Raw genomic sequence first — 12193 nt, forward strand, 5'->3', positions numbered from 1 at the left:
TAATCTGGTTATTTATGGATACACGGGCAGAACAGATCCGTAAATCCAATAGGTAAAGGGGCCTGAACTTCATGTCCATTGACCGTTTCATTCTGAGAAAGCTGAATACTTGTGAGGAAGAAAACACACGTGATAACCTGGTTCGGTTGTTTGTCATTCGAATCCAAAAGGCCGAGATGGAAGAAGAACACGAGAATGCTTATGTCGTCAGCAGATTGCATTAGAAATAGATAAAAGGATTCGGTATACGAAAAAGGAAGCTTGTCCTTAACGGCAAGCTTCCTTTTCCTTATGTTCGCGAATAAATGAATTCGCAGTTTCCAAGTTGAATGAAACAACTGACTCATCTTAATAAAGGGATAAGGCGAGGGAGTCATTTTCGCTACGGCTGTGAAGAATGGCTTCACCACCGACAATCTCAATACTAATCAATGATTGCAGACATTTCTGTAAAGCACGTTTACCATTGCTAATCTTATGCTCAAGGGCACTGCTAAGCAATCGGAGTGTCTTTTGCACAGGTTGTTTGTTTTCTTGATTGAAATATACAGGGATTGATTTGTTTTGAAAAGTTATTAGTGTTCTCACTAGAAATCACCTCACGAGAGTTATTTCTTACTGGTTATATTAAATTCCAATGCTTAAAATTACCTTAAAATCAGCTTATGAAAACATAAAGGTGTGCAATGTTTGAAAAGTGTTCACAATTCAATTGTGGGCGAAGCATTAAAAAGTCCCGAAAAATCAGTTTACAGATTCCATATATATGGAAGAAAGACGTACAGTTTCGCATGTTTGCAATAATTAACGTGACTACTGCCACGAAAGTTCTGAGTCGAATGGACGATATTTTAATATATACGTGGGTCATATGTAACAAAATTACAGGTTGCACATTGCAAACAGGGTGTTTATGTAAGAAAATAGGGATGGAATAGCGTTTCATCTGCATTTTTTTGATTTAATTTGACACTAGGACAATTTACATATGAGACCATGGGAGGGATTATTTTGATTCTTACCGTGTATTCCGGTCGGGAGGAAGGCGAGTGGTTCGACATCGAGGTACCGGATGAATGTACTATTGAACATCTGAAGACATTGCTGGGAGTCCGTATTTTCGGTCAGGCACCGGGAGAGGGCATTCAGTACATCCTTGAAGCCAAATTTCCGGAAGGATTGTGGTTCTCGCCACAAAACTCACAACAGTTAATGGAAACAGGGCTGCGTCAAGGAAGTTGTGTACGGGTCCAGCGGGCGTTTTCCACCACTTCTGAAGAAGCGCCGGTGTATGGAAGACGTTCATTGTTTCAGCAGGACAGCAACGAATGAACAATCTAAACGTATATATTGTTTACGGCAATGAAATATAAGGAGGTCTTCTCTTCGTGAATGTGTTATATCAGCGTTCTCCAAGAATGACACCGGTTCTCAAGGAAGAAAGGCTGGAAATTCTGAGGCCTCCGGCAGAACCAAACAAACCTACATTTTCAATGATTTCTATTATTGTACCGATCATGATGACGATGGTCAGCATCGGTTTCTACGTATATATCAATATGAGCGGCAAAATGAATAATCCCAATTATATGATGTTTCAGATGATGACGGTTATGATGATGCTTACTTCATACACGATTCCGTTTTTTGTATATCTGAGCAACAAGAAGTCCTATCGCAAAAAGTTGGAAGAGCGTACTACCATGTATCGTGCACAACTGGAGAAACATCGTGTAGAGCTGAAGGAAGCTCAAGCGGAGCAAGTGAAGAGTCTGTATGAAATTCATGGGGATCCCAATGTATGTCTTCAGTTGGTGAAGAATCGCAACAGTTCGTTATGGGAACGTTCCCCAGAAGATGATGACTTCTTGCAGGTGCGAATCGGCACAGGTGAAATTCCGTTTCGAATCAAACTTCAGGTTCCTCGTGTGGACGGTTATGAAAAGGATGAGTTAATTGAAGCGGCTCATGAATTGGCAGCTGAGTTCGAGACGGTGCCCGAAGCATCGATTACACTGCCTTTATTTCAGTCGAAAGTGATGGGGTTGGTCGGCAATCGTGAGGAAGTACTCGCTTCATTGCGCGTAATTATTTCACAACTGACCGTCCGTCATTCACCGGATGAATTAAAGATTGCTGCCTTTTATGAAGAAAAGGAATCAAAGGAATGGGATTGGCTGCGCTGGTTGCCCCACATTTGGGATGAAGATCAGGGACAACGCTATATGGCCGACAGGCACAGCGGTGCGCATCAATTGGCGGACAGCTTGTTTTCCGTGTTGAACCGACGGCGCAATAATAAGGAAGATCGCTACAAGAAAACGGTGCAAACTCCATGTTATGTGGTGGTTCTCTCGGATACGCAATTAATAGAAGAAGAGCCGTTGCTTCCCCTGCTGCTGGAATCAGCTCAGGAGATCGATGTATGTACCATCATATTGGCAAACCGTAAGGAATCGCTACCCATGCATTGTCAGTTGATTATGGAGGCTTCCAAAGGCAAGGGGCTTTATATCAAAAAAACCGAGGATGCTGACGTGATCAGGCAAACATACACGCCAGATGTGATTTCCAGAGAGTCCGCAGAGGCGCTCGCGCGTTATATGTCACCGATTCGTCTGAAACGATCATCCGCTTCGGATATACCTCAGGTGCTTCCGTTGTTCGACATGTTAAGCACATCACGAGTAGAGGATCTGGATGTGGTCACACGCTGGAGCCAGACACGATACCCGGACACACTTCCCGTACCTATGGGCGTGCGAGCTGGGGGCAAGAAAATTGCGATTAACTTACATGATAAAATTGAACGCCAGGGGCACGGCCCGCATGGTCTGATCGCAGGGACAACGGGTTCAGGCAAAAGTGAAGTCATCCAGTCAATTGTGGCTTCTCTGGCTGCCGAGTTCCATCCACATGATCTGGCCTTTATGTTGATTGACTATAAGGGTGGAGGCATGTCGAATACATTTGTGGGCTTGCCTCACGTCGTCGGTACGATCACCAATCTGGATGGGAATTTGATTGAGCGAGCCAATGTTTCACTGCGGGCCGAACTGGTCAGAAGGCAAAAAATATTAAATGATGCGGGAAATCTTCAGCACATTGATGAATATTACAAAATTCTGCGTTCCAGACATGAACAGCCGTTGCCGCACTTAGTTATCATCATTGACGAGTTTGCGCAATTGAAGCGGGATCAGCCGGAGTTCATGGATGAATTAATCAGCATAGCGGCCATCGGTCGGACACTGGGTGTACATCTTATATTGGCAACTCAGAAGCCTGCAGGTGTGGTCGATGATAAAATCTGGAGCAATTCGCGTTTCCGTATCTGTCTTCGCGTTCAAAGCGAAGGGGATAGTCGGGATATGATCAAAATTCCGAATGCGGCCTGGATCACCAAGCCGGGTCGTGGATATTTCCAGGTAGGCAGTGATGAAGTATTTGAGGAAATGCAATTCGCCTGGAGCGGTGCGCCGTATAATCAGCAGGAAGATACAACGACGGTACTGCCTGTTATGGAAGTTCGTTTGAATGGGAAACGGGAACCACTCTTGACTGGAGAGCGCAGGGCTGTGCTCAAAGGGGAGGATGTGCCCAAGCAGCTTCAGGTATTTATTGATTATGTGGCAGAAGTGGCGGCAAAGGCGGGGATCACTAGATTACCGGGACCCTGGCTGCCACCCTTGCCTGAGACACTCGAATGGGAAAGCCTTAACGACTGGCAGGAAGAAGAGAACCGTGAGGTATTGCTTGACGGCGGTGCCAGTGGCCTGAAACCTGTGGTTGGCCTGCTGGATGATCTGCCTAATCAACGACAGCAGCCGCTCGCACTTCCGGTGGATCAGGGACATCTGGTGGTATACGGTATGCCTGGTCTGGGAAAAACGACGTTTGTTCAAACCTTGCTGATGTCACTGGCCCGTTCTAAACGGGCTGAGCCTTGGAATGGCTATATTATTGATATGGGCCGGATGATGAAGGATTTCGCAGGTTTGCCTCAGATTGGTGCGGTAATGATGTCTGAAGAGGAAGATCGAATCAAGCGGTTATTCCGGTATATTCTAAAACTGTCTGCACAACGCAAAGACATGATCTCCGAAGCGGGAGTTAAGACGATATCAGCCTACCGTCGCACAGCCCATGCAGCCGTTCCGCAAATTTTAGTTGTTATCGATGGTTATCTTTCTTTCCGAAATGCGTATCCGGAGGAGAATGAACTTCTGGAAACGATCCTTCGTGAAGGCGGCAGTCTAGGAATCACATTTATTCTCACGGCCAACCGTGTTACGGATGTATTTGAGAAATTCAGAAGCAATATTCCAAATGCGGTTTCGTTTGAATTATCTGATCCAAGCGACTATTATTACGCAGTAGGTCGGCCGTCCAAGGCACCTAGCCAGCTTCCACCAGGAAGAGGACTGGTCAAAGGACAGGTTCCTCCATTGATGTTCCAGGCGGCTTTGCCGTCATCCGGCGCAGATGAAGGCAAGCGTTCCTCCGCTCTGCGCCACATGATTGCAGAGATCAGAGAAAGCTGGAACGGAGAAGAAGCGCCGCAGATTGCGCCGCTCCCAGAAGAGATTAAGCTCAAAGATGTGCTTATCCGTACAGGAACCTTCGGGCAAGTCGGAGACGTATCATCCTTAACAGTACCCGTAGGTTTGCTGACTGATGATCTGGAACCCTTCCAGCTGAATTTGCGTGAAGGGCCACATTTCATGGTTACGAGTCCGATGGAAGGTGGCAAAACGACATTTTTGCTGACCTGGATGTTATCACTTGCCTATCATGCGTCTCCTGAAGACGTGCAAATATGCACGGTAGATATGCGGTATGGTTCCGGCGGACTGGGGGAAATCAGCAGTTTGCCCCATGTCCGCGGACATGTATCCCGTGAAGAACAGCTTGCACCTGTGATCCAACAGTTGTACGATGAAGTTCTAAAAAGAGGCGAGTTAACCGGTGGACCGGAGATCGTTCTCGTTATCGACGATGCGGATACATTATCCAAACAATTAAATGATTTTAATGTGAAGGATCAATTGGGAGTGATCGTTCGTCAAGGCAGGGATCGAGGCATACATGTGATTCTGTCAGGAGTTCCGGCAGACTTTCCGACCTTTGGTTCTGACTGGGTGAGCGATGTGAAGGCTTCCCAGAGCGGATTGTTGTTCGGGACTTTAGACCCTAATGATCTCTCGTTCTTCCGTATACCTTATTCGGAATCCGGTGGGAGTTCCAATGGGCTGAAGGTACTGCCTCCGGGTCAAGGTTATTATGTAAAACGTAAATATTCCAGGGTTAAAGGTGCAATTCCATGTGATGGCACCTGGAATATGACTGATTGGATTTCTGAAATTCGTGACCGATGGCATGTTGTAGTTTGAGGGGAGGTGGCTCATAATGTTGACGGTTCATGATTCCAAGCAAAAGGTAGTCACTTTGCAAATAAAAGAGCTTTTTTTCCTGGCCGGGATTCTCGGTTCAGACCGATTGCTTGGCGTGGAAGATCCGTTCCGCGGATATATGGCGGAAGACATTGCTTTGGAGTGGGAACGTGTAAAAACATCCCTGCTTGACAAAGGATATCTGATTCAGGATCAGGACAGCAATGAGCTGATCATGACACCGACCGTTTTCTCCAGGGTAGCCATTGCGGGACTGTCCGACAGGGCTTGCTGGATTCGCTACACGCACAGCGGCAAGTCGTATGAAAGTTATGTGCACTGCACGGATGAACGAGTCGTTGAAGTATCCCGTGTTGCAGACGAACCGGATTCGTTCCGGCTGAGTGATTTGGGGAATGTTCGTGAAGCGATTGATTTTCTGATTCAACGGATGAATTGGAGTGGTCATTCTCCGGCGGAAAAACCGGCTCTGATGTGCTCCAAGAAAAAATTCTATGATGTGATGAATGATCTGAAGAACAAAGAATTACAGGTAGTGGCTGATGAGTTGGTACAAGAGACGAGCGATCCCGAGGGGTCACTTGCGCTTGCGCGCTGTCTGGTGAACAAGGAATCAGAAGGAGAACTGCGGTTGCTTGTATGGAACGGAGAAGGATGGAAATCACAGTCTGCGGCTTTTGCTGCAAGTACGGTATCCAACTGGCTGTTTCGCATGAGTACTGCGGCTTCGGATGATTGGCTTGTTGCAGCACTGACGACGAGAGAACAGTTTCACGAGATGCTGCTGGACTGGCTTAAACAGCCTGCAGGGGAAGAGGAAAGGTGATGGTAAATGCGCATTCGTGTGGAACCGGATGTGCTTCGGGCACTGAGCAGGCAGATTCAGTATGCGGCGGAGCAAATACAGCAAAAGATGACAGTATTGGATCAGGCCATTCATTCGCTGGAGTGGGATCTTGAAGCCCGCGCCGCGATTATGAATGAATGGAATCACAGCAAGCGACTCTGCGAAGCAGCAGTACGTCGTTTTATGGACTTGAGCGTACAGCTGGGACGCAAGGCCTTGTTATTCCAGCAGGTGGACATGGAGTATCGTACAGTGTTGAGTCATGTGAATACAGCCTATGGCAATGCAGTCAATATGTTGAATGTTCTTCAGACGGAGCGTGCAGGAGAGATTATGCCTGCGCATTCGGCAACTGCTGCTGTTGTATCCGATCCATTTTCCGCGGTAGCGGCAGTGTACCGTGTACAGGATGCTGCACCGCCTGATGGCTCACCGGCGACCCTGATTCAGGCCATGCAGCCTGAACCTGTGGCGTGGAGATTCACAGATCCCTCCTTTCGTGGGAGAAGAGGAACCGAACCTGTGGTTTCTTGAGCTCACGGAGGACAAGGCTGAATAAGCAAGACAGCAGAAAGTGATTTTTTTTATAAATAGTCTGTTAGGCGAAGTTTCGAATGCCAAAAATGGGGTAAATAGGATTAGGTCCTTCGGCTTTTGTCCGATCGATCCTTGTATAGTACAATTTGAACAAGCGAATTTAATTGCACAAACCAAGGAGGAATTTACAAATGGCAGGACGTATTTTAGTTACCCCAGAACAGCTTGATCAGGTTTCCAACCAATTTAAACAAAGCGGTGAGCAAAGTCAGCAAATCGTTTCTACATTGACTCAATCCATCACAAGCATGGAAGGACAATGGGAAGGTATGACGAAGCAACGCTTCTTCCAGGAATTCCAGGAAGCTAGCAAACAAATGCAATCTTTCGTTCAGACGCTGAATAGCATCAGCGCGGAACTGACGGCTATTGCCAACAAATTCCGTACGGCTGACCAAGCTCGCTAATCTGCGATACATAGTTCAGGCAGGTTCCATTTCCGAATTTGCCCAGAATCATATGCAGGAAGCAAGCTGAGGATTTACAACTACAGCAAAAACCGGGCGTTTTCACAACTCCCGGTTTTTGTTGCACTATGACAGAATGACAGAGAGAGGGATGAGCATGTCTTTTCAACCAAATCCCGGGGATGAAGTGGTGATTAACGACATTGCCTATATCATTGGGCAGCATCCGGCTGCACCTGGTCTGGCTTACGCCCAAGCTGGAAGGCAGGGTATCGTCTATCAGTTGTTACCCCGTGACGGTTCCATAAGTGGGGCCAAAGCACTAAAAGTATTTTTTCCTAAATTCCGTATCCCGGCTATGGTGTATCAGTCTGAGCACATGGAGTCTTATAGTGAACTGCCAGGTTTGCAGGTATGCAAGCGTGATGTGCTCACTCCGGAAAGAAACGGAGCGCTTATTGGAGAACATCCTGATCTGTTGTATGCGGTATTGATGCCGTGGGTACATGGTCTGACCTGGTTCGATGTAATCAGCGATCAGAAGCAGCTGACAGCAGAAGAAAGCCTGAAGCTGGCGAGAGCTCTAGCCGGGACCGGTTCTGCTATGGAGCAGCGTGGACTGGCTCATTGTGATTTGTCCGCACCCAATGTGATGATTCCGTTTTTTTCCGAAGTGGAGAACCTGAGAGGGGTTTCAGCAGTTGAACTGGTAGATGTTGAGCAGATGTATGGTTCCAGAATGGATCGTCCGGATGCATTGCTTGCCGGTTCACCGGGGTATGCGGCCCATCGGACAGTGCACAGTGGTTTGTGGAGTGCGTATGCCGATCGTTTTGCCGGAGCAGTTATCATTGCTGAAATGTTAAGTTGGTCTGATGCAGCGATTGTGGAGAAAGCATGGGGAGAAAGTTATTTTGACCAGCATGAAATGCAGACGGTAAATGAGCGTTATTATACCATGAGAGATTCGCTCCAGAAGCGCTGGGGCTCCAAGGTGTCGGATCTGTTTATTCGTGCCTGGGAGAGTCATGATCTCAGCAGCTGCCCTACGTTTGGGGAATGGTTTGTGGCGCTGGCTGCAGTGGATATCCATCTGGCAAGCGCAGCATTAGTTGAAGAATCTGAAGTCAAGACTTCAGACCAGACAAATGCAGTAGAGACGAACCAGATTATAGGGACAGGAGCAGCAAGCGGTATATCGGATAAACTGGGAAATACGGATCAGAACGTGCCCGCCGTGGAACCCTCACCTGGTCAGGAAGCGGTAGTCAATCGTCTGTTCCTTCAGGCGAGAGCATTAGAGGATGAAGGCAAACCGGCTGCGGCGCTCGAAGTGTATCGTTCACTACATCATTTCATTCCGGATAACAGTGCGATGCAGATGGAAGTTGAGGCTGCGATTCAAGAGCTGGACGCGAAGCTAAATCCCAAGCATGATGATGCAGCTCAGCCAGCCAAGATTCCTTTCTACAGATCCAAAAAGTTTATGATTTCTTCGGCGGTGCTGATTGTTCTCCTGGCTGGAAGCGTGCCAACGGTTAAAATATTGGCCGAGCAGGCCGAGGTTAAACAGAAGGAGCAGGAGGCGGCGGCCAAGCAGGCCGAGCTAAAGGCTGCGGAAGAGGCCGAAGCTGAGAGGGTGGCTGCTCTGAAGCAGCAGGAAGAAGAAAAGAAACAAAAAGCGGCAGATGCGGCAAAACTTGATGCTGAGGAAAAGAAAAAGCAGGCAGAAGCCAAGAAGAAGGAAGAAGAGCGCAAAGCACTTCAGGCCAAGTATGATAAGCAAGCGAAATATGAGGCTTATCTTGCCAAGCAGAAACAACAAAAGCTTGATGCAGCCAAAAAGGCTGAGCAGGAAAAGTACGACAAACAGGCGAAATATGAAGCTTATCTAGTCTGGAAAAAAGAAAATGATGCCAAAATTGCGAAGCAGGAAGCTGAGCGTAAGGCAGCAGCCGAAGCACAACGCAAACAGGAGGCAGCCCAGAAAGCTGCACTCAAGAAAAAACGTGCTCAGAATGTCGTCACACTGATTGCCCATTACAATAAAACATATAATGCGCAAAAAGGCAGAAAAATTGAGAATGCTGAATCGTATGCACGTGATTTTAAAAATCTGTACAACACCGATGCGACCTATTTCAAAGGTGTCGGTAAAGTGGCAGCACGAATGAATGCGATCAATAAATTCCTGAGCAATACGGATTATGCATTACCTAACTTGTAAAATAACGTGAACGACGGAGGTGACACATCCCAGATGAACTACACAATTCAAGCATCCCAGCGCACACCCGCACTGATAATCTATTTAATTGATATTAGCGCCTCCATGAATATGGTTCTGGACAACCGTCGACGGATTGATGTCGTCTATGATGCCTTATCTCTGGCTATTCGCCAAATGGTGTTTCGTTCGACCAAGGGGAACCGACTGACACCCCGTTACAGGATCGCGATTCTTGCATACAGCGACGATGTGTACGATCTGTTGAACGGGATTAAGGGCATTGACGAAATCGCTGCTGTGGGTTCCTTACCCGACTTAACACCGAAAAGATTCTCTGATTCAGCGAAAGCTTTCCTGCAGGCCGAGAAGATTCTACAGGCTGAAATTCCAAATATGCAGGATTGTCCTGCACCGCTTGTATGTCATATGACCGATGGGGTAGCTACTGGCGAAGATCCAGAGCCAATTGCCAAAAGAATCATGGGTATGAGCGTGCCTGACGGCAATGTACTTGTCGAGAATATTTTTATATCCGATCATCTGCTGGAAGGTCCCATTCCGGAGCCACGAAGATGGAAGGGAATTTCCCAGGAGACGGTTCTTCAGGATGAACACGGGGAGAAGCTGCGTAATATGTCCTCGGTTCTGCCGGAAAGTTATCGTGAGATGCTGGTTGAAGCGGATTATTTGCTTTCACCTGGTGCACTGATGATGCTTCCTGGTACTTGTGCAGAACTGGTATCCATCGGGTTTCAGATGTCCGCTGCTACGCCTGTGAGATAGGAGGGGAAATCATGAGAGCGATGCGTTTGGCAACATTGTCTGCTGGAGATAAGGGAAGCCGTGCTGAACACTATCAGGGCAGCTTCCGCTATGTGAGTGTCCAGACGGGGGAACAGCCGTTGACCCGTTATCAAGGTACATTCAAGTGCAGGTATGGTTATGGAAGAGCGGCGGAGACCGTTAATCAGGGAGACACCGGACAGGATTTTGCTGCTGTTCGCATGAAAGGTAATGTGTGTACTTTCGTATTATGTGATGGGGTAGGCATGAGTTACCTTGGTGATTTTGCTGCACGCTTTCTGGGAAACGCCTTGCTGGATTGGCTGGAAACGACTCAGCATCCTTCTCTGGATGCTATGGAGCGTCTCCTTCATGACTTGACAAGTCCTGCATCCGAGCAGCTGGAGAAATTGCAGCCTTGGGAAAACTCACCTTTACTGCTGCGGGAAGTGCTTATGGAGAAGCGGAGCAGGGGAAGTCAGGCCATGTATGTGTGTGGACGTATCGAGCTCTCTGCGGGCAACCGGAAAAGCAAGGTGTGGCTTGCCTGGCAGGGGGACTCCCGCATTCGTCTTTGGCGTAACGGTCAGGAGGAATCGGCAGCATTTCAGGTGAACTGCCGTACGAATGAACGTTGGTCTACACTGGAGGGTCCGGTTGGTGGCAAACCGCATATCTATGAAGCTAAACTGTCTGCCAGTGAAGTAGTTCGTCTGCAAATGTACACGGATGGCCTGAATGACCTGGATGCGATCCAGGCTTATATACCGGATGAGCACATCCAGGTACTGCTGGATGCGAGACATACGGGCGGGCTTGAAGATGATGCCGCTTTCATTGAGCTGGAATGGTGAGGTCGGGTGAAGCCTTACGAGATGATCTGATCATGCTGCTAAACATGGTGAGACTCAACTACGAAAAAACTTATGCATGTTGATTTAAAAGACACTCTTTTTGGGTAATCTTGTGAAGAATCTACTTACAGATATTGCATGAACGTACATTCTTACATAATTACGGAGCGAGAAGGAGTGGAATGGATAATGACACAACATAACGGCAAGCCACGGTTCGAAGGTAAAGTCGCCATGATTACAGGTGCTGGTTCGGGGATTGGCAAAGCGGCAGCGCTCAAACTGGCGAGTGAGGGAGCATATGTTGCGCTGCTCGATCTGGTTAATGATCGGATCTCGGAGACAGAATCTGAAATTAATAAGCTGCGTGCAGGTGCGGCAAGAGCATTCGATGTAGATATTTCCGATCCTTCCCGGGTGGAAAAAGCAGTTCTGGAGACCATCGAATTGTTTGGCGGCCTGGATATCGTTTTTGCCAACGCTGGTATTAATGGGGTATCGGCCCCGATTGAAGAAATTCAGGTTGAGGATTGGCAGCAGATTATTACGACCAATCTGAACGGGACTTTTTTTACGATCAAGTATGCACTGCCTCATATGAAGAAACGTGGTGGTGGCAGTATCATTATCACGAGCTCCATTAATGGTAATCAGCGCTTCTCCAGCTTCGGCATGTCGGCGTACAGTACATCCAAGGCAGGGCAGGTTGCTTTTGCGAAGATGGCTGCGCTGGAACTGGCCAAGTTCAAGATACGTGTCAATGTCATCTGTCCTGGAGCGATTGCAACGAATATTGACCAAAGTACGGTCAAAACGGATGAGCTGCATCAAATCGTCATTCCAATGGAATTCCCGGAAGGCCAGCAGCCGCTTGCGGATGGGCCGGGTCAGCCAGAACATGTCGCTGATCTGGTAGCTTTCCTGGCTTCTGCGGAGTCCAGACACATTACAGGTGCGGAAATTGTTATTGATGGTGCAGAGTCTCTGCTGAGCTAACTGGATGTATCAGTGATGAGCCTGTTCAGGAAATAATTTCTCTTTTGGGTCAACATGCTAAGGAA

General features: G+C 47.7%; 11 protein-coding genes. 10 read left to right on the forward strand and 1 reads right to left on the reverse strand.

Annotated elements, in window-relative coordinates; genetic code table 11:
* Positions 1 to 71: 71 nt before the first annotated feature.
* The gene (locus MKY42_RS12550; protein WP_177185675.1) at positions 72 to 224 is read left to right on the forward strand and encodes a hypothetical protein; all 153 of its coding nucleotides are present in this window, start codon (positions 72 to 74) and stop codon (positions 222 to 224) included.
* A gap of 124 nt (positions 225 to 348) precedes the next feature.
* Here the strand turns inward: MKY42_RS12550 and MKY42_RS12555 are convergent, their stop codons facing one another.
* On the reverse strand, positions 349 to 588 hold the full coding sequence (locus tag MKY42_RS12555; RefSeq protein ID WP_024630323.1) for a hypothetical protein: 240 nt from the start codon (positions 586 to 588) through the stop codon (positions 349 to 351).
* Between the two features lie 423 nt (positions 589 to 1011).
* Between MKY42_RS12555 and MKY42_RS12560 the strand changes: the two genes are divergently transcribed.
* The 9 genes from MKY42_RS12560 to MKY42_RS12600 all read left to right on the forward strand — a co-directional run bounded on the left by MKY42_RS12560 (position 1012) and on the right by MKY42_RS12600 (position 12128).
* Positions 1012 to 1332: a hypothetical protein gene (locus MKY42_RS12560; RefSeq protein ID WP_090896181.1), complete on the forward strand. Its 321-nt coding sequence runs from the start codon at positions 1012 to 1014 to the stop codon at positions 1330 to 1332.
* A 56-nt stretch (positions 1333 to 1388) separates the two neighbouring features.
* Complete coding sequence (gene essC, locus MKY42_RS12565; RefSeq protein ID WP_179265139.1) at positions 1389 to 5393, forward strand: type VII secretion protein EssC; 4005 nt, start codon at positions 1389 to 1391, stop codon at positions 5391 to 5393.
* Between the two features lie 16 nt (positions 5394 to 5409).
* Positions 5410 to 6240 carry a hypothetical protein gene (locus MKY42_RS12570; protein WP_090896189.1) on the forward strand — a complete coding sequence of 277 codons (831 nt, stop codon included), beginning with the start codon at positions 5410 to 5412 and terminating at the stop codon, positions 6238 to 6240.
* Between the two features lie 6 nt (positions 6241 to 6246).
* Positions 6247 to 6795, forward strand: a complete 549-nt coding sequence (locus tag MKY42_RS12575; protein ID WP_063566322.1) for a hypothetical protein — start codon at positions 6247 to 6249, stop codon at positions 6793 to 6795.
* Between the two features lie 194 nt (positions 6796 to 6989).
* On the forward strand, positions 6990 to 7265 hold the full coding sequence (locus MKY42_RS12580) for a WXG100 family type VII secretion target (protein WP_017689071.1): 276 nt from the start codon (positions 6990 to 6992) through the stop codon (positions 7263 to 7265).
* 157 nt (positions 7266 to 7422) lie between these two features.
* Complete coding sequence (locus tag MKY42_RS12585) at positions 7423 to 9492, forward strand: hypothetical protein (RefSeq protein WP_339851384.1); 2070 nt, start codon at positions 7423 to 7425, stop codon at positions 9490 to 9492.
* 33 nt (positions 9493 to 9525) lie between these two features.
* Positions 9526 to 10278 carry a vWA domain-containing protein gene (locus MKY42_RS12590; RefSeq protein ID WP_064639011.1) on the forward strand — a complete coding sequence of 251 codons (753 nt, stop codon included), beginning with the start codon at positions 9526 to 9528 and terminating at the stop codon, positions 10276 to 10278.
* An 11-nt stretch (positions 10279 to 10289) separates the two neighbouring features.
* Positions 10290 to 11132 (forward strand): hypothetical protein, encoded by an 843-nt coding sequence (locus MKY42_RS12595; RefSeq protein WP_090896196.1) that lies wholly within the window; start codon positions 10290 to 10292, stop codon positions 11130 to 11132.
* 189 nt (positions 11133 to 11321) lie between these two features.
* Positions 11322 to 12128: an SDR family NAD(P)-dependent oxidoreductase gene (locus MKY42_RS12600; RefSeq protein WP_090896199.1), complete on the forward strand. Its 807-nt coding sequence runs from the start codon at positions 11322 to 11324 to the stop codon at positions 12126 to 12128.
* The last annotated feature ends 65 nt before the right edge of the window (positions 12129 to 12193 follow it).

This window comes from Paenibacillus sp. FSL W7-1088, assembly GCF_037969855.1.
In the GTDB taxonomy this organism is placed as follows: Bacteria; Bacillota; Bacilli; order Paenibacillales; family Paenibacillaceae; genus Paenibacillus.